General features: G+C 45.1%; 14 protein-coding genes. 4 read left to right on the forward strand and 10 right to left on the reverse strand.

Annotated features, from left to right (window positions below):
* Nucleotides 1–116: 116 nt before the first annotated feature.
* From ACQY73_RS24075 to ACQY73_RS24090, 4 genes are all read left to right on the forward strand, one after another.
* Nucleotides 117–878 (forward strand): LytR/AlgR family response regulator transcription factor, encoded by a 762-nt coding sequence (locus tag ACQY73_RS24075; RefSeq protein ID WP_428655873.1) that lies wholly within the window; start codon nucleotides 117–119, stop codon nucleotides 876–878.
* Between the two features lie 79 nt (nucleotides 879–957).
* Nucleotides 958–1,938 carry a PDDEXK nuclease domain-containing protein gene (locus tag ACQY73_RS24080; protein WP_428655875.1) on the forward strand — a complete coding sequence of 327 codons (981 nt, stop codon included), beginning with the start codon at nucleotides 958–960 and terminating at the stop codon, nucleotides 1,936–1,938.
* A 102-nt stretch (nucleotides 1,939–2,040) separates the two neighbouring features.
* Nucleotides 2,041–3,192 carry a cysteine desulfurase family protein gene (locus tag ACQY73_RS24085; RefSeq protein WP_428655878.1) on the forward strand — a complete coding sequence of 384 codons (1,152 nt, stop codon included), beginning with the start codon at nucleotides 2,041–2,043 and terminating at the stop codon, nucleotides 3,190–3,192.
* A 30-nt stretch (nucleotides 3,193–3,222) separates the two neighbouring features.
* The gene (locus tag ACQY73_RS24090) at nucleotides 3,223–3,585 is read left to right on the forward strand and encodes a hypothetical protein (RefSeq protein ID WP_428655880.1); all 363 of its coding nucleotides are present in this window, start codon (nucleotides 3,223–3,225) and stop codon (nucleotides 3,583–3,585) included.
* 186 nt (nucleotides 3,586–3,771) lie between these two features.
* Here the strand turns inward: ACQY73_RS24090 and ACQY73_RS24095 are convergent, their stop codons facing one another.
* From ACQY73_RS24095 to ACQY73_RS24140, 10 genes are all read right to left on the reverse strand, one after another.
* Nucleotides 3,772–3,987: a hypothetical protein gene (locus ACQY73_RS24095; protein ID WP_122933484.1), complete on the reverse strand. Its 216-nt coding sequence runs from the start codon at nucleotides 3,985–3,987 to the stop codon at nucleotides 3,772–3,774.
* 546 nt (nucleotides 3,988–4,533) lie between these two features.
* Entirely contained in the window at nucleotides 4,534–5,520 is a 987-nt protein-coding gene (locus ACQY73_RS24100; protein ID WP_428655883.1) for an HNH endonuclease, read from the reverse strand.
* A 26-nt stretch (nucleotides 5,521–5,546) separates the two neighbouring features.
* Entirely contained in the window at nucleotides 5,547–6,551 is a 1,005-nt protein-coding gene (locus ACQY73_RS24105; protein WP_428655885.1) for a 4-hydroxyproline epimerase, read from the reverse strand.
* Nucleotides 6,552–6,638: 87 nt separating this feature from the next.
* Complete coding sequence (locus tag ACQY73_RS24110) at nucleotides 6,639–7,055, reverse strand: DUF1801 domain-containing protein (protein WP_428655887.1); 417 nt, start codon at nucleotides 7,053–7,055, stop codon at nucleotides 6,639–6,641.
* Nucleotides 7,056–7,393: 338 nt separating this feature from the next.
* Nucleotides 7,394–8,275 (reverse strand): RluA family pseudouridine synthase, encoded by an 882-nt coding sequence (locus tag ACQY73_RS24115; protein WP_428655889.1) that lies wholly within the window; start codon nucleotides 8,273–8,275, stop codon nucleotides 7,394–7,396.
* 294 nt (nucleotides 8,276–8,569) lie between these two features.
* Nucleotides 8,570–10,225 carry an FAD-dependent oxidoreductase gene (locus ACQY73_RS24120; protein WP_428655891.1) on the reverse strand — a complete coding sequence of 552 codons (1,656 nt, stop codon included), beginning with the start codon at nucleotides 10,223–10,225 and terminating at the stop codon, nucleotides 8,570–8,572.
* Nucleotides 10,226–10,244: 19 nt separating this feature from the next.
* Nucleotides 10,245–11,822 (reverse strand): FAD-dependent oxidoreductase, encoded by a 1,578-nt coding sequence (locus ACQY73_RS24125; RefSeq protein WP_428655893.1) that lies wholly within the window; start codon nucleotides 11,820–11,822, stop codon nucleotides 10,245–10,247.
* Between the two features lie 180 nt (nucleotides 11,823–12,002).
* A complete protein-coding gene (locus ACQY73_RS24130) occupies nucleotides 12,003–13,433 on the reverse strand; it encodes a RagB/SusD family nutrient uptake outer membrane protein (protein ID WP_428655895.1) in 1,431 nt (476 codons plus the stop codon).
* Nucleotides 13,434–13,530: 97 nt separating this feature from the next.
* Nucleotides 13,531–16,941 (reverse strand): TonB-dependent receptor, encoded by a 3,411-nt coding sequence (locus tag ACQY73_RS24135; RefSeq protein WP_428655897.1) that lies wholly within the window; start codon nucleotides 16,939–16,941, stop codon nucleotides 13,531–13,533.
* Nucleotides 16,942–17,124: 183 nt separating this feature from the next.
* Nucleotides 17,125–18,132: a FecR family protein gene (locus ACQY73_RS24140; protein WP_428655899.1), complete on the reverse strand. Its 1,008-nt coding sequence runs from the start codon at nucleotides 18,130–18,132 to the stop codon at nucleotides 17,125–17,127.
* Nucleotides 18,133–18,158 lie beyond the last annotated feature (26 nt).

An 18,158-nucleotide genomic window follows, 5' to 3' on the forward strand; every position in this document is an offset into this window, starting at 1 on the left:
AAACTAATTTAGAACAGGTACTTATATCCTTAAATGCCTTATATGGTTCAAATAAGGTATAGAACCGAATCAATAACTTTATCTCTTGAAAATAAATCACTAACTAATAAGGCGTTATGCTAAAAGCTCTGATTGTTGACGATGAACTGATGGGATGTCAGGCCCTCAAGAAAATGCTGGAACCTCACGCGGAGCAAATTTTTGTGACGCAGTTCTGCCATTCGGCCGACGAGGGAATTCGAGCTATTAAAGCGTTGGCGCCTGATCTGGTTTTTCTGGACATTCAAATGCCCGGCAAAAGCGGTTTTGACATGCTGGACAGCCTCGACCAAATCAATTTTGAAGTCATCTTCACCACCGGTTTCGATCATTATGCCGTTAAGGCCTTTAAAATAGGAGCCGTAGATTATTTGCTCAAACCCGTCGATATGGACGAGTTGGATGCGGCCGTAGAAAGGGCAGTAGAACGTATCAAAAGCAAGAAAACATCAGCACCAAACGTAGAGGTATTGCTCCAAAACCTGCGCGGCGGTCAGTCAGAAAGTATGCAGATCGCTTTGCCTACGCAGGAAGGCATTTTTTATGTACCCATCAAAGACATTTTACGCTGCGAGTCAGACGCCAACTATACCATGTTTTACTTTACCGACCGTAAGAAGATCATGGTGTCTAAAAATCTGAAAGAATACGAAGAATTGCTCTCGCCCTATCATTTTGTACGCGTGCACAATCAATACCTGATCAACCTGCGTCACGTCAAAAAATACATCAAAGGCGAAGGTGGCACGGTGGTCATGAACGATGATACTCAAATCGAAGTGGCCCGTCGCCGCAAAGAAGACTTTCTGACGGAATTGGCGAAGCTGACGATACGGTGAAACAAAGGTGACTTTTGCCGGATGTAGGTTTGTGACTTGATGGACTGTAATAAGTCCTACAACAAACCTACATGTTACAATGGAATTTCAACAACAGTTTACGCATATCTCAGACCTGATTGCCGACGCAAAGAGAAGGGCTTTTCAGGCAGTTAACAAAGAGCTAGTGATGTTGTATTGGCAGATCGGCGAATATGTCAGTCAACAGGTAGCAGCCAAAACGTGGGGTAAGTCCGTCGTAACTGAACTGGCTCATTTTATTCAAAAGGCTGAGCCCAATATCAAAGGTTTTTCACCTCAAAATATTTGGCGAATGAAACAATTTTATGAAACATATAAAGATTCCCCGAAGCTTTACAATGTTTGGCGAGAGATTACATGGACAAACCATCTGTTTATTATGTCCTGTAGAACTCCTGAAGAAAGGGAATTTTACATGCGAATGTCAGTCAAGGAAAAATGGTCAAAGAGAGAACTCGAAAGACAAATAAATTCTTCCTATTTTGAAAGAGTAATGATTGGTAACGAAAAACTCTCACCACCGGTGAGAGAATTGCCTCAAAATATAATAAATTCATTTAAAGATACTTACGTTTTCGAATTCTTGGACTTGCCGGAACAGCACCTTGAAAAAGACCTCAAAAAACAAATTGCTCAAAACATTACCCGGTTTCTCTTAGAATTTGGTCGTGATTTTGCCTTTATGGGTGAAGAATATCTTATTCAAGTAGGTAATCAAGATTTCTCAATAGACCTGCTTTTTTACAATCGTAGTCTCAATTGTATGGTGGCCATTGAGTTAAAAACAACAGAGTTCCATCCTTCCCATTTAGGACAATTAAATTTCTATCTCGAAGCCCTTGATCGTGATGTACGAAAGTCGCATGAAAACCCAAGTATTGGTATTTTGCTCTGCAAGGGTAGAAATGATACGGTAGTGGAATACGCTCTCAGTCGTAGCTTATCACCAACCTTAGTGGCCGATTACCAAACTAAACTGCCCGACAAAAAACTGCTACAGGAAAAGTGGGAAGAGATTTTAGCGGGTTTAGAGGAATAGTAAACGTTGGTTGTTTGACTTTGGCATTCTTGCGTCTCCACACAATGGAAATACTTGTTTAAATTGCAGCCTATCAGGAAAAAAGGAGAAAGGCCGAAGAGAATGATTTATTTAGACAACAACGCAACGACCAAGATAGACCCACGAGTGTTGGAAACGATGATGCCGTTTCTGACCGATAACTTTGCCAATGCAGCCTCTACGCACGTTTTTGGGGTAGGAGCCAATGATGCCGTGAAAACGGCCCGTCAGCAAATTGCGGATTTGATCGGGGCCGAAGCTCATGAAATCGTGTTTACCTCAGGAGCCACCGAGGCCATTAATCTGGCCATCAAAGGCGTGGCCGAACAGTACCAAACCAAAGGAAAACACATCATTACGGTCCAAACCGAGCATTCTGCGGTATTGGACGTGTGTCGCTACCTCGAGACCAAAGGCTTTGATGTGACGTATCTGCCCGTAAAACCCGACGGACTCATTGATCTTGAAGTACTCAAAGCCGCTTTGCGTCCGGATACGATTTTGGTATCCATCATGGCCGTAAACAACGAAATCGGTGTCATTCAACCGTTGAAAGAAATATCGGAAATAGTGCGCCGCGCAGGCGCTTTATTCATGACCGACGGCACGCAGGCGGTGGGAAAGTGGCCGCTACATGTGGATAAGGCAGGCATTGACCTGCTGACGCTGTCGGCGCATAAATTTTATAGACCCAAGGGTGTTGGAGCATTGTTTGTGCGGCAGCGCCGCCCCAATCGCGTCAAATTGGAAGCACTCCTGCACGGTGGCGGGCACGAAGGTGGTAAACGCTCAGGTACGCTCAACGTAACCGGTATTGTGGGCATGGGAAAAACAGCCGAACTCGCCCAAAAACAACTTGCCTCCGATGCCGAACGCGTAGGAAAACTGCGCGATACACTCGAAAATGAATTGCTTCAAATCACGGGAACACGTATTAACGGAAACCGTGAAAATCGCCTTTACAACGTCACCAATGTGTTTTTTGAAGGCTGCGACTCCGATGCGCTGATTATGGGTTTGGAAAACATCGCCGTGTCCAACGGTTCGGCCTGTACTTCGGCGTCTATTGATCCTTCTCACGTACTCATGGCCTTGGGCATGACCGAAACCGAGGCTTTTTCGTGCATCCGGTTCAGCTTGGGCCGTTTCAATACCGTCGACGAAATCCCGCAGGTGGTGGAGGCAGTGAAGAAAGTGGTGGGGCAGTTGCGGGCGATGAGTGGGGGCTTTTGATTGAGTTACAAAATAGCTGAAATTATGGGAATGTTTGATACAATTTGGGTGAATACGAAGCGATTACCCCTATCAAGTGAAGAGCAGAAAGCATTGTCAAAACAGTCTTTCCAAACTAAATCCTTGGAAAAATTACTGCTATATTATCGGATTACGGATGAAGGCGACTTAGAATATTTAGATAAATTGGCCGATTGGGAAGATAAAGAAGCACAACCCAAAAAATCAGGAAAATGGGTGAAAATTCAGGACATTCACGGATATATTACATTTTACACATCCTTGGACAAAGAGTGGTTTGAATTTGTAGCCAAATTTACCGACGGAAAAGTGGTTGATAGTTTCAGAAATACCAACAAGAAATATCAGGGCAACAGAAGTGCGTTGAATTGATATAAACCTACTCATAAGTTATCGTAGCAACTTCATCATTGTTATGCCTCTCCTTTGTCACGCTGTAAGCGTCTGAATTTTTGTGGTAAAGGGGGATGCGTTACAAACGCATAGTGGAGAGGTTCGTCCCGAAGGCTTTCGATGAGCCTTTTGGCTTGCCTTTGAAAAGGTGAAATGGGTATTATTTCAAAGCTCATTTAAAAAATCGGTTAGACTGGGCTTGGGCAGTTTACCCTCACGTATCAGTTTGACCTCTTCAAATGCTTCAAGCAATTCTTCTCGATGCAGTTGTTTTGAGGTATCGGGCAAATCCAACTTTTTGCGAATACTTTCCCACTCTTCAATCGGGATAAATACCCCTGTAATATGCCCTGTATGGTCGGATAGATACTGTAAGTTCATGGCACGGGCGTTTTTAGAATGATTGGTTTCTGTAACGAAGATACAAAAAGCCGATGCTTTCACCAAACCTCTCTCTTTTGTCACGCTGTAAGCGTCTGATATCGCTGTGAGATAACCAATTTTACACTATTGCGAGTAGGAAATCATCACAGAATTACCCCGTTAAGCCACATCAAAGCGGCATAAATTCTTCTCCATTGTCACGCTGTAAGCGTCTGAATTTTTGTGGGAGAAGGCGGCAGGTGTTAGAAACGCATAGTTTAGAGGATCGTCCCGAAGACAACAGCTTATAGAGCTGCAGTGTAAGGTTTATGTTCATTATTTAATCAACTTTAAGAGCCACCGTATACGTATAATACATTGTTTGAATGGTGTAGCGTACCAAATGTCTTTTTCAAAGAATATTGGCTGCATTTCCCATAGAACTCCTTCTTCTGCAATGTCATTATTGATATTAAACAATTCAGAAAGGAAAACTTTTCCACCAAACATATCTACGAGATTATACCACCTACCATTAACTTTGATAATTGTTTTCATAAAGTACTATCTCTTAAACACATTTTTTCGATGCCATTCAAAATTAGCCAAAGAAGGCCAAAAATCCTTGTCAGAAGGCATTGCGATTGTTTTGCCTTCGATTTTTGAGAAACTATATTCGCTATTAGTGTTTTCTTTAAAAGATTGTGAAAGAATGACTTCGTAATTTTCATTGACAGAAATTAAGCCTCGGTCAAAAGCGCGGTGAAGATTTGGGCAAAGGGCAATACCGTTTGTTAAACTATTATCGAAATCCTTCGCAAATGGAACGATATGACAAGCATCCACCATAGTAATTGTAAAAAGTGCTGATACACTAAGCTCTGAAATACAGCAAGTTTCATTATAAATTTTAATTACTTCACGTCTAAATACTGTGCCTCGGTTGTAGACTTCGATTTGATATGTTTCGGGGTCAAGACGTTTTTTGAGGTTTAGTAACTTGGTTTTGTATTCAGCGGAAGGTTCATAAACTTCGTTTTTTAAATTATCTAAATATCCATCTTCTTGATTTTCAATTGGCTGCGTAGATTTTTGAGGAAAGTACGTTTTTAAAATCATTTGTTTCAGCACGTCACGGCTTTCTTTAATCAAAAACAAAGAGGCCAAATTTGGGTCAATTTCTGCATAAGCAACTGCGGCGCTCAAATTGCCGAAACTTCTCATTGAGCCTGAGTTCTCAATCCAAATTTCACAACCTGGATTTGGAGCCAATTGCCACCAATTACTTTTTTCGCCCGTTAAATGATAAAATGGTAATGCAAAGCTTTTATCGTGCCCTGTCGTAACAAGTTGATTCCAAAATATTGAAAAAGAATGGGTTAGCTCAGGTGTAATAAAAATATGGTTATCCTTAATTCGGCCTGATTCGTATTCATGAATAATGGCAAGAAGTAAAATGGGTTTGTGAGGAGCACCGCCTTTTTTTGAATCACGACGAAGATGCGTGAAAGCATGAATGCCGTAATTAATTACCCGATTTTCTTCCTGCATTATTCTTCCTATAAAATGTTTTTTATCTATATCACCTGAAACCCATACGCATACGGATCGTCGTCGGGGTCAATGGTGATGGTGTTGAGACCGTAGACTTTGGCCCAACCTTCAACGCCCGGAACGATGGCGTCGTAGTCACCTACTTTGGCATAATCTTCGACCGTGCCGATGAATTTGCTGCCGATGATGCTTTCGTGGACGAAGCGGTCGCCCTTTTTCAGTTTGCCTTTGGCCGCCCACTGCGCCATGCGCGCTGAGGTGCCCGTACCACAGGGGGAGCGATCAATGGCTTTGTCGCCGTAAAAGACCGCATTGCGCGCAGAAGAGGTTGGGTCGATCACCGCGCCCGTCCATTCGATGTGGCTGAGGCCGTTGATGGTAGGGTCGTTGGGGTGAACGAACGTATATTTTTCGTTGATGCGTTGGCGAAGCGTCCGCGCCCAACCGATGAGTTGTTCGGCTTTAAAATGCTCCAGCCCGGGGAAATTTTCCTGTACATCCACGATAGCGTAGAAATTACCTCCGTAGGCCACGTCCATTTTGAGCGTGCCAAGGTCGGGGCATTCGGCTTCGATGCCTTCGGCTGCGAGATAGGAAGGAACATTGACGAGCTTTACGGATTTTACCTTATTGCCTTCCTGCACATAACTGATCAACACCAAACCCGCCGGGGCTTCCATGCGTACGATGCCCGGCGTTTTGGGCTGAATAAGGCCGTGTTCGATGGCAATGGTAATGGTGCCGATGGTGCCGTGACCGCACATGGGCAGACAGCCGCTGGTTTCGATAAACAGCACTGCCACGTCGTTTGCGGGATCGTGGGGCGGGTATAGAATACTGCCCGACATCATGTCGTGACCGCGTGGTTCAAACATTAGCCCTTTGCGAATCCAGTCGTATTCGCGCAGAAAATGCTGACGTTTTTCGCTCATGTTGCGGCCTTCAAGAACGGGGCCGCCGCCGGCTACTACCCGTACGGGATTGCCGCAAGTATGGGCATCAATACAGAAAAAAGTTTTGGATGACACGGAGATTCGGTAAGTTGAATGGAAAAATAACTTAATATGCAAAGGTAAAACACTTTTGCAGCCATTCTTCCATACACTTCTATCTTTCTACGCAAGCACCCGTGGTCCCATCTCAACTGATTTTTGGATCATTTCTTCCAACACCGAAAGATCGACGTCCGATAATTTATTGATATACAGACAGGCAACGCTTGTTTTGTATTTGCCCAGACGTTTCAGTTCTTCTTCCAAATTATTGATGCCGCACGTCAGATAAAGCGAAAAACTTTGTTTTCGAGGCGAAAAGCCTACTAAAAACCAATCACCTTCGCGGCCGGTAGCGTATTTGTAGTGAGTGTCGCCGAAACCGATGATGTTTTCTCCCCACATTTTTGGGGCGCTTTGGGTAGCGTGTTGCATCATTTTAATGAGAACACGGCTGTCGTCACGCCGTTGTTCGTGGTCGATGTTGTCAATAAAAGCATCAACGCTTTGGTTGGTAGGTTGGGTTTTGTTTTCAGCCATGATGTTAAGGAGTTTAAGAGACTGTAACAAAGTTAATTAACCCCACCTAAATCCTCCCCATTTAGGGAAGACTTTATTTAACTGCCTGAAAATTTTTACTTGACGGCTTAACAGGAATTGATAGCGTGTGAAAGGGGCATAAACAAAACATCCCGACATATTTTGCCGGGGATGTTTTGTTGCAGTTAAAGAGTGCTTTTGCTTTTTCCTTCTTTCTTAGCCTTTTTGTCGGCTTTTTTCTCTTTTGTGGTTTTTTCCGGCTCTTTTTTCTTTTCCTTGCCGGGCTTATCTTTTGCCATGTCGGTAGTTGTTTAAGGGTGAGTAAATTACGTTAATTTTTAGGAAAACAGCTCCAAAAACTTTTTTGGAATGGTAGTTTCAAAACGAAGTTTTTCATTGGTTATTGGATGAACAAAGGCTAAAACCCACGCGTGCAGCCCCAAACGGCCGATGGGATTGGTGACGGCACCGTATTTTTTATCGCCGACAATAGAATGTCCCAAGTCCTGCATATGCACCCGGATCTGATTTTTACGTCCCGTTTCCAGTTCTACTTTCAATAACGAAAAATCGGCATTTTGCTTCAATACTTCATAGTGCGTGATGGCTATTTGCCCCTGCTGTGGGTTTTGACTTGAGTAGACAATGAGGGCTTTGCTTTCGTGTAAATAAGAAGTGACGGTGCCTTTAGGCTCTTTAAACGGATTTTCTGTAACGGCGATGTAAATACGCTCTTTCGTAGTAGGTTCCCACGATTCCTGCAATAGATTCTTTACTCGCTCACTTTTGGCAAACACCATTACACCCGACGTTTCGCGGTCGAGGCGATGCACGATGAATATTTTGTTGGCAGGATGTTTTTTCTTGACGTGCGCACTGAGCGTATTATACGCCGTTTGGGTTTCGTGATTGTTGGCGGCAATGGAAAGCAATCCTTCCTGTTTTTCAATGACGATCAAATGCGCATCTTCAAACAAAATCGTCAACCCTTTATAGGATGTTTCTTTGGCGCCTTTGGTCCAGTGAATTTCGACGCGTTGATTGGGCTGCAATGAATAATTATACTGCGTTTGTACGCGCCCTTCCACCACAATATGCCGATCGCGCAGTAATGTTTTGATATTGTTGCGATTTTTATGGGGCAGCTGTGCGATCAAAAACGCCATCAATTCGGCAGTTTCGGTGACTTTCAGCAGGAGCGGAGGTTTCTCTTTGGTCATTTTGGGATAACTTTATACATTCTCAACGTGATGAAAACAAACATTGAGGAAGTGACAAAGTTACCGGAATTTCTGAAATGCATGACTTAATGCTTTTTCGGGACGTAAACAGTTTAAATGAATAGAGGCAGTTTAAAAGAAAGTCTTTCCTCATTAACGGTCGGGTTGTGAGCAACCCTCTGCACGTTGATTCTGTTATCTGTGTGGAGAGCGGTCCTCACAACCCGACCGGCGAAATGGTCGTCCGTTAGAGCAATGCTGTCTTGTAAAACCTGAAAATTTTGACTCGACTATTTAAAGCGCCAAAACCTGTTTCTCTTTTAAAAGGATTTGCTTTAACGATTGATAATCAACTTTTTGGACAGAACTGTTTTTGTCAATAGCCAGTACAGCAGCGGCACCCGTTGATTGCCCTAAGATCATGAAAGTCCATTCCAAGCGGATCGCTCCGTAGGCAATATGACTGGAAGACGGGCAAGTTGGCGTGAACAAATTGGTGCATTCAGAAGCTTTGGGCACCAACGCTTGGTAAGAAATCGGTAACGGTCGCCAATAATCGCCTTCAAATACAGAACCTTCATTGTAGGCGTAGCCGTCTTTAACAATTCGCCGCACGCTGTGTACGTCTGTAGGCCAATAGGCCATACCAACAGGGTCTTCGATAGGAATAGGGTTTACTTTTTTGACGTGATGTTCGGTAATGACATAATCCGAAACCATGCGGCGGGCGTCTCGCACGTAAAACTGTCGGGGCCAGCCACCGTTATCGGTAAATTCGTCTTTGGCTAATCCCCACAACGCCCATTCTTTTTGCAGTTCAGGCGCCAGTTTTGCTACTTCTGCATCGTGAGCTAAAAAGTAAAAAAGCCCTTGCGTAAAGGTTCGGTGTTGTTTCAGAATGCGTTCGCGTACGGCATAACTTCCTTCGGGATACTCCATGTTCATGCCGTAGAGATTATGCGAAAGGTCGTGCCAGGCACCCAAATCCGTTTTACCATTGGGAATACTGACATCGGGCCGATAAAGTTTGCCGCCGGCTTTCAGGTAGCGCAGGTAAATTTCGTATTGAGTACGGTCATAACCGTCGGGCTTGGTGAAAGGAAGTTGATTCGTTGGGTTTTTGGTCAAACACATTCGAAAACAAAACGCCTGTAATCGTTTGTCGCCTGCGCCGGGCGTGCCGAGCGGTTCGTCCTGAATCATAGGAATAAGGCCGCTTTTGGGATCGTCAGGATTGCGGTACGGATTGACTTTGACCTTAAATTGGGCATGGTCGGTGACGGCCCGAATACCGTTCAGGGTTTCGTTGTATTTACTGTTGGCTTCACGTCCTACCGTTGTGCTTACCCCCGCTTTTGCCAGCAGGTCACCTTCAATGGTGGCGTCAATAAAGACTTTTCCTCGAAAAATGTTTCCATTTTCCATTTGAATTTGGACAATATTGGTTCCGTTTTTCTGAACAGCTTTTTTATTTTCAGACAAACGATGATTGAGAAATACGTTGATCTTATACTCTTTGACCCAATCATTGAATACTTTTTCTGCCACTTTCGACTCAAAATCCCAGAGGTCCGGATTTTTCTCTTTTTTGGAAAGCATCTGTTCAAAAGCCGCCTCATGTCCGTAGGCTTTCGCTATACGACGATAAAATTCCAGCGATGATCCTCCCACGGCGGCGGTGTTTTGAAACTCTTTGTGATTGTCAATATCGGTGCCGCCCAACCCTTCAACACTCATGCCGCCGATGTGTTTGGAAGGCTCAATGAGTGCCACTGTTTTGCCCATTTTTGCCACTTGGATTGCTGCCGTAATGCCTCCGGCCGTCGCTCCATAAATGACCACATCGTATGCTTGGGCTTGGTTTTTATCCGACAATATTAGCGAATGAAAACCGGTGAGAGGCAGTATAAAAATGCTGAACAGAATTGAAAAACGAAGTAATATAGTCATAATGATGGACTGAAAATTGTTATTTTTTGATGTCTTTTTCTCCGTTCCAAGCTTGATGGGTGATACTGAAAATGACGCCTTTTTCGGCCAGTTTTTGCTGTAAAAGGTCAGCTTTTACATTTTGTACCGCTATTTTTTGTTTACTCGCCATCGCTGCCGCAATGCCGGCGCTATTGCCCAATTGCATCCATGTACACTCAACCCGTGCTGAGCAAAAGGCCACGTGCGAAACCGACAAACAAACAGGCACCAACAAATTGGAACATTCTTCCTGTTTGGGCGTGATGGCGCGGTACGAAAATTCGTACGGTTTGGAGATAGGTTCCCAGATTCGACCTTCGTTAACAAATTGTGTTTTTGAAACCGCCACGCGCTGAACGTGATGACTGTCAATCCAATGCGACCCCAAACAAATGGCATCGGGCTTGGTGCGCTCTTCCAGAATGTCTTTCTGCGTTTGAACCAGACTGCCTTTCATGCGGCGGGCTTCCCGAACATAGAGGTAATACGGAAAATTACCGTTGTCCTTAAATTCGTCGGCTGTGAGTCCGTATAGATTTACTTCATCATGAAGCGCTTTTGGAACAGCGGGATCATTGGCTAAAAAGTAAAGCAAGCCCAGTGTCCAGTTTTTGTGGTCGTCATAAATAGTCTGCCGTTTTTTGTAATCCGCGTCGGGGTATTCTACGTTTCCCCCAAAATGCCCCAAAGAAATAACCGATTTTTGCTTGTTGTTGGTCTCGTATTTGCCTTTTGGATAGGTCCACGAATACATATCAATGATGTCTCGAAACTTGGTTTCGGGCTTGTTCTTCAACAATCTTGAAAGAAGCACAAAGCGCTTAGGCTCGTACTTGTCCGGTTTGGGAAAAGCCACGTGGTCGGGATTCGATGACATCATTACCCGAAAATTGTAGTTCATTACGCGTTTGTCGGCTTGGCCTTCGGTAAATTCACTTCGTTCCGTAAATCCGGGCAACAATTTTCCTGAATCGTCATAAGGAGAAGCTTCGATCGGCTCGTCAATGAAACGGATTCCGGCCAACGATTCGTTGTATTGTTCTTTACTTTCGCGCCCATAGGTATACGACACGCCTGCTCGGGCCATCAGATCGCCTTCGTAGGAAGTATCCAAAAATACGTTACCGGCCACGGTTTGGCCGTTGGTGAGTACAATGGATTGAATAGCAGTGCCTTTTTTGTTTACTTTAGTCACAAAAGCTTCGTAAACCACTTTAACTTTCGCTTCGCTCAGCAGGTCGAGAAAGGTTTTCTCCGCTACGTGCGATTCAAAATAGAACTCGGTTTTGCTTTTACCGTAAAACCTACTCATCCGACTGTAAAATTCCAACGGCAAACTTGAAATGGTTTCTTCGATCATGTGTTCGGACTCAGCCGTACCGATCCCGCTGGTATTGAGCCCTCCTACGTGTTTGGTTTGTTCGATAAGCAAAACGTTTGCTCCTTCACGTGCAGCGGCTACGGCTGCGATCACGCCCCCGGGCGTGCCGCCATACACCACAACATCGTAGTTGGTTTGGGCAAATGAGCCGATTGAAAGAATGATTAAGAGAAGCGAAAAGATGGATTTGATCATAGAAAGGGATGTTGGAAAAGATCGGCAACAGGCAAATTGCAACTGACCTTTTGATTAAGGTGTTAAATATCTTTGAATTGATTTTCTGAATTGCACCCCACCCTAAATCCCTCCCTGTAAGGGAGGGACTTCTAAAGTTCCCCTTTCCCTTACAGGGGAAAGGGCCGGGGATAGGGGTACTTAATACCCCGGATTTTGGGTCAGTGCAGGATTCACATCTCTTTCCTGAATAGGAATAGGATACAACAAATGCTTGGCTTCAGCGACAATACCTATTTTTTTCAAGTTGTCGATGTATTTGCCGGTACGTAACAAATCCCAGCGGCGGTGTCCTTCAATGCACAATTCCCAACTGCGTTCCTGTAACACAGCATCTCTGAACTGGGCCTGCGTTACGTCTTTCAAATCCTGTGGCCCGGCCGTAGCCACGCCTTTTCTGGCCCGCGCTCTTACCTGATTGATGGCAGCATACGCATCGGCGGTAGGGCCGCCGATTTCATTGAGTGCTTCGGCATACATTAATAAGACATCGGCATAACGAATCACCAAAAAGTTGTTACGGGCGGCTTGAGCACCACAGGCCAACGGGTCCCAATATTTGTCAGTGTGCGGGCCTGTACGGGAAGCCACCACTGTACCGTTCGCAATTTTCTTTTCCGTAATGACCGTTATTTCTTTACGATAATCGCCGGCAAGGTAGGAATTGGCGTGCGCCGGCACTACTTGGTAGGTGCCGCCCGTCAAATTGATCGGATAGCTAAAATAAATGGCGAACAGTTCGGCCATTGGGCTACCGTATTTGGGTAATACACAACTGTATTGAATCGAAAAAATATGCTCGGGGCCGTTTTCTTTTTCGGGCACAAATACGTCCCGAAAATCGGCTACCAAGCTGTACGTTTTGGAGTCGATCACTTCTTTGGCTTTGGCGGCGGCATTGGTCCAGTCCTTGCGCGTCAGGTATACTTTTGCCAAAATGGATTTGGCAGCACCCACCGTGGCCCGGCCGATTTCGGTGGCGGCGGTAAACTTGGCAGGCAACACTTTTTCGGCTTCCTGTAAATCCAAAATGATCTGTTGATACACTTTTTCGGCAGGGTCGCGCGGAATTTGAACATTGATCACATCGTTGGAAACCGACGTAACCAACGGCACATCACCAAAAGCTCTGACCAAATTGAAATAAGCCAACGCTCTTATGAATTTAGCTTCCCCGATGATTTGATCGCGCAATTTGGTGTCCATCACGATTTTCGGGACGTTACCGATCACCCGATTGGCGCGGTCGATCAGAATATAGCTGTTGGTGTAAAAATCATTGAAAATGCCGGTGCCGCTGTTGAAAAAGTTTTTGTGTATCTCATTGCCGGCGCCGTTCTCTTCCCGCACTTCGCACTCGTCGCCGTTGAGATCGGCAAGGTTGATCATGGTCATGCCGTACACTCCTTTCAGGCGGTCGTACACGCCGTTGATGGCCGAAGTAGCATCGGCTGCGGAGACAAATGAATTACTTTCCTCAAAAAAACTCAAGGGTACCTCTTCGAGGTTTTTTTCGCAGGCGATTGAGAACAACAGGCAGAATATCAGCGGAATTATAGTTCTTATTTTCATTGTTTTGAAGTCTATTAAGCATTTAGAATTATCCTAAACATTAGCAAATGCTCCGAATAAAGTCTTCCCTAACAGGGGAAGATTTAGATGGGGTTAATCAGAAAGAAAGAGAAGCACCGAACGTAAGCGTACGAGCCGCAGGGTAGGCATAATTATCAACCCCATACTGGATATTACTGTTAAAGTCTGAATTCACTTCCGGATCGTAGCCTCGGTAGTTGGTAAAAGTCAGCAGATTTTGGCCGCTTACATACACGCGGGCACGTTTGATAAATGTTGTTTTCAGCGGTAATTGATAGCCGAGCGATACATTTTTTACCCGTAAAAAAGAGCCGTCTTCGATGTAAAATGATTCCGTACCGGTGTTGCGCCATTGCCGAATGGACGGGAGCGTGTTGGAAGGTTTATCAGCTCGCCAGGCGCCTTCGATGACCGTGCGCAGCAGGTTATCGCTTGGGTCAGATTGCTCCATGGATTTGCGGGTGGCGTTTAATATTTTATTTCCCCGAATACCCTGAAGGAAAATAGACAGGTCAAAACCCTTGTAAGAGAAGTTGTTGGTGAGACCAAAGATGAATTTGGGCAAGCTGCTTCCGAGAATTTGGCGGTCGGTAGCTTCGTTAAAAATGCCGTCGCCGTTCAGGTCTTTGTAGCGAATCGCACCGGGCAAGTCGCCCGAACGGGCCAACGCGCCGGCAGCCTTGATCTCGTCGGCCGTTTGCCAAATACCGTCAGAAACGTTTCCGTAAAAAGAACCCACGGATTCACCCACTCTTACGACTGAACTTCCCGTGAAAAACTGGTCGGCATCGTTGAGTTTAATGACTTTATTTCGGTTTAATGAAATATTTCCGTTGGTTTTCCACTTAAATGCCCTGTCCAGGTTTACCGAACTTATTCCCAATTCAAAGCCTCTGTTTTCAAGACTTCCTACGTTGCGGGTTACAGTGGTGAAACCCGTTGTTGCGGGAAGTTCTACTCCCAACAACAAATCGGTCGTTGTTTTGATATAATAGTCAGCCGTGAGTAGCAGTCGGTTACGAAGCAAACCCAAGTCAACGCCAACGTCAAATTGGGCTGTTTTTTCCCAACGCAGGTCGGGATTGGCAATAAGACCGGCTTGGGTGGTCAAGACTTCCTGATCGCCGAAAACGGTGCGCGAGGTAGTATATTGAGAAAGCGAATTGTACAGACCGATGCCGTCGTTGCCCGTGATTCCGTAGCTGACGCGCAGTTTCAGATCACTGACGGTTTTGCTGTTTTTCAGAAATGCTTCGTCCGAAACCCGCCATGCCAATGCGCCGGAAGGGAAAAATCCGTATTTGTTGTTCACGCCAAAACGGGAAGAGCCATCGATCCGACCTGTCAGTGTCAGTAAATAGCGGTCTTTAAGGCGGTAGTTAACTCGTCCTAAATAGGAATTAAGTCCCCATTTCTGAACTGCTCCTCTGGAAGGCTGTGGTTTATTGGCCAATCCAATATTGTTGGCACCCAAGGTATAATTAGGAAAATCCTGCGCTTCGGAATACGTTCTGTCTTCCTGATTGCTCTGGAAGGTAACCCCCGCTACGACATCAAAAGCGTGATTTTGCAGGCTTTTTGTATAAGTTAAGATGTTTTCATTCAGTAAGTTAATGTTGTTTGAGGTGCCGTTGCTACCGTAGCCGTTGACAGTATTGGCGAGAAGCGTTTGTGGTGTATAAAAGATATTTCGGCGCGTATTGAAAATGTCGGCACCTACGCTGATGCGCGCACTCAATCCATCTATGATCTTTATATCTCCGAAAATATTACCCAAAACACGGTCACTGACGAGTAGGTTGGTCGTGGTTCTGGCTACTGCCACGGGATTCGCGTTGGAGTTAAATCCGGAACCGGAACCTACGTTCAAAAGCTGATAATTGCCGTTGGCATCATACACCGGACTGGCCGGCGACACTCGCACCGCCAAACCAACAACACCATTGGAGCCTACTTCATTTACGCTGTTGTTGTAACTGCGGGTAACGGTAAAATTAGTGCCTACTTTGAGGCGGTTGCTGATTTTCGCATCCAGGTTGAAGCGTGCTGTATAACGCTTGAAATTAGACGTAATGACAATACCGTCTTGGTTGAAGTAGTTGCCACTCAGTACATAACGTAATTTTTCCGTCCCTCCCGAAAACGACAACTGATAATTTTGCATAGGGGCAGTTCGGTATATTTCTTTTTGCCAATTGGTGCCCACCCCGTATTCGGAAGGTTTTTTGGGATACGCCCCCGTAGCGACACCGTAGCGTTCGGCAAAATTCAGGTTGCGAAGCTGTTCATTTTTGGCAGCAGTATGTTCTTCGGCCGTAGCCATGTCGAGCATTTTTGTAATTTCCTGCAACCCATAATACGCTTCAAAGTCAACGTTTGATTGCCCTTCCTTCCCTCGTTTGGTCGTTACCAATACCACACCATTAGCTCCCCGAGATCCATAAATTGCCGTAGCCGAAGCATCTTTCAACACTTCAATTGACTCAATATCATTGGGATTGATTGATGCGAGTGGATTGGGAAAAGAAGCTGAATTGCTCGCTCCTGTTGCGGGAGTAGGGTTGGTAATGGGAAAACCGTCGATCACATACAAGGGGTCATTACTGGCAGAAATAGAATTCCCTCCCCGCACCCGGATCGTGATTCCGCCGCCGGGCGCATTGGAGGAGTTAGTTACCTGAACTCCCGATACCCGCCCCTGCAATGCCTGATTGAACGAGCTGATGGGCTGTTCTTTAAGTTCCGTTGAACCAATCGAAACAACAGAGCCCGTTAAGTCACGTTTTTTGACGATCCCATAACCTACCACAATGACTTCGCTCAACGCTTTGGTATCTATTTTAAGCGCGACGTTCATTTGCGTACGGTTTCCAACGGCAATTTCCTGTGGCTCGTAACCTACAAAACTGAAAACAAGCACAGCGTTGTCGTCGGGTACGGCGATTGAAAACTCGCCATCCGGGTTGGTGGTGGTTCCTTTTTGCGTTCCTTTTACCAAAATACTCACGCCGGCCAGCACTTCGCCATTATCGGCGTCGGTTACTTTTCCTTTGACTGTTTGCTCCTGAGGCATACTGAGGTGTGGAACAAGTGTCGGTATATCTTCCAAAGAGGTTGATTTTTCGGGTAGTTTTTTTCGTAACAGAATGCGCGTTCCTACCACTTCGTAGGAAATATTGAGGGGAGTGAGCAATTCTTTTAATACTTCAGAGAGCTTGTTGGTCATTGCCAACGACACCTTTTGGTTGGATTTGATGGCATTGGGGCTATAGACAAATTTTATATTTGCCTGCTTTTCAAGGGTATTAAAAACCCGCTTGATCTCGACCGATTCGATGTTGAGCGAAATGGTTGTATTAAGCACTTCCTGGGCTTTCGTGTTGCGGGCGCCGGCCAATCCGCAAAAGACAGCCAGCAGCATGAATTGGGTAACCGTCATTCTCATCGCTTTGAGTAAGAACGCTTTGGTTCGTACATTTTTTTGCATAATTTTAACATGTTTTTGGTTTAAAAGGGCAAAAACTCCCCCGCAAGACCACGTTTCATGCGTGCATGAATTAAGGCCAACCGAACGCCAATTCGGCTGCGGGTCACTCGAAGCCGATAATGCTCGCAACATTGTCGGCTTTTTTGATACTTATTATTCGATTAAACCTATAAGGTTTGGTGTTTACTTACACCCCTCACCGTTGATAAAAATGCTCGTGCCTCGTTGCTCATAGGTAGCATTGACCGATTTACAGATCAGATCAAGTTGCGTATGCAAGGGAAGTTCATTTAGGTCGGCGGTAAAAACGCACTGATTCAAAATTTGATTTTCAACAATGATCTGGAGGCCATAAGCAGCCTCCAGTTTTTCAAGCACATTTGGTAAAGGAGTTTCGTCAAAGATAAAAATGGCAGGATGCGTCGGAGGCTGAATCAATACAGGTTTTTCAACAATACCGGGCGTTAATTTTCGAGAAGTTTTATCGAAAATAATCTTCTGATTTGGAGTCAGGATCAGGCCGTTACGTTGCTGTGTTTGCTTGGTTGAATTTTCATACACCGAAACCCGTCCGGTGGCTACCAACACTTCAATGGATTGAGCATCTTCGTAGGATTTGACGGTAAAACTTGTGCCTAAAACCTCCGTTACCAGCTCACCGGCATGAACAACGAAGGGCTTGGTTGGGTCTCGTTTTACGTTGAAAAAAGCTTCACCTTTCAAAAATACACTCCGGCTTTGTTTGCCGAAATGCTCCGGGTAAGTCACGCTGCTGTTGGCTTTCAGGATAACTACGCTGCCATCTTCCAGTTTGATCTGACGCGGATTGGTTGCGGTATTCTTGACCTCAATTCCGTGTGGTGTTTGGAACGTTTGAGTAATGGCATTTTCGTTCAATACCGGCTGGCGGAAAAGGAGCCAAGCGCATCCTAAAACAATCAGGAAAGAAGCAGCCACTGACCGGTGAAACCACCTGTTTTGATAAAAAGGTAAGGTTTTTTCGGCAAATGCGGAAGCTGTTATGCGTTGCCAAAGCCGTTTTTTTGCGTTGGATTGCTCAGATTCACTCAAAGCCAACGTGTTGTTTTTAAGTGTTTTATCCTGCCATTCCTGAATAAATTTCTCTTCTTCCGGACTGCAATCACCCGCCAGGTATTTTTCCAGTAACTGATTGAATTCGTATTGATTCATTTGTGTGTTTGTTATGAAGAACCGGG

Origin of the sequence: Runella sp., assembly GCF_965279615.1 — a bacterium.
Taxonomy (GTDB): domain Bacteria; phylum Bacteroidota; class Bacteroidia; order Cytophagales; family Spirosomataceae; genus Runella.

Coding starts and splice junctions, on each gene's coding strand:
- ACQY73_RS24080 (WP_428655875.1), top strand. CDS start 958: ATGGAATTTCAACAACAGTTTACGCATATCTCAGACCTGATTGCCGAC.
- ACQY73_RS24090 (WP_428655880.1), top strand. CDS start 3,223: ATGTTTGATACAATTTGGGTGAATACGAAGCGATTACCCCTATCAAGT.
- ACQY73_RS24075 (WP_428655873.1), top strand. CDS start 117: ATGCTAAAAGCTCTGATTGTTGACGATGAACTGATGGGATGTCAGGCC.
- ACQY73_RS24125 (WP_428655893.1), bottom strand. CDS start 11,822: ATGATCAAATCCATCTTTTCGCTTCTCTTAATCATTCTTTCAATCGGC.
- ACQY73_RS24120 (WP_428655891.1), bottom strand. CDS start 10,225: ATGACTATATTACTTCGTTTTTCAATTCTGTTCAGCATTTTTATACTG.
- ACQY73_RS24115 (WP_428655889.1), bottom strand. CDS start 8,275: ATGACCAAAGAGAAACCTCCGCTCCTGCTGAAAGTCACCGAAACTGCC.
- ACQY73_RS24110 (WP_428655887.1), bottom strand. CDS start 7,055: ATGGCTGAAAACAAAACCCAACCTACCAACCAAAGCGTTGATGCTTTT.
- ACQY73_RS24130 (WP_428655895.1), bottom strand. CDS start 13,433: ATGAAAATAAGAACTATAATTCCGCTGATATTCTGCCTGTTGTTCTCA.
- ACQY73_RS24100 (WP_428655883.1), bottom strand. CDS start 5,520: ATGCAGGAAGAAAATCGGGTAATTAATTACGGCATTCATGCTTTCACG.
- ACQY73_RS24135 (WP_428655897.1), bottom strand. CDS start 16,941: ATGCAAAAAAATGTACGAACCAAAGCGTTCTTACTCAAAGCGATGAGA.
- ACQY73_RS24140 (WP_428655899.1), bottom strand. CDS start 18,132: ATGAATCAATACGAATTCAATCAGTTACTGGAAAAATACCTGGCGGGT.
- ACQY73_RS24085 (WP_428655878.1), top strand. CDS start 2,041: ATGATTTATTTAGACAACAACGCAACGACCAAGATAGACCCACGAGTG.
- ACQY73_RS24095 (WP_122933484.1), bottom strand. CDS start 3,987: ATGAACTTACAGTATCTATCCGACCATACAGGGCATATTACAGGGGTA.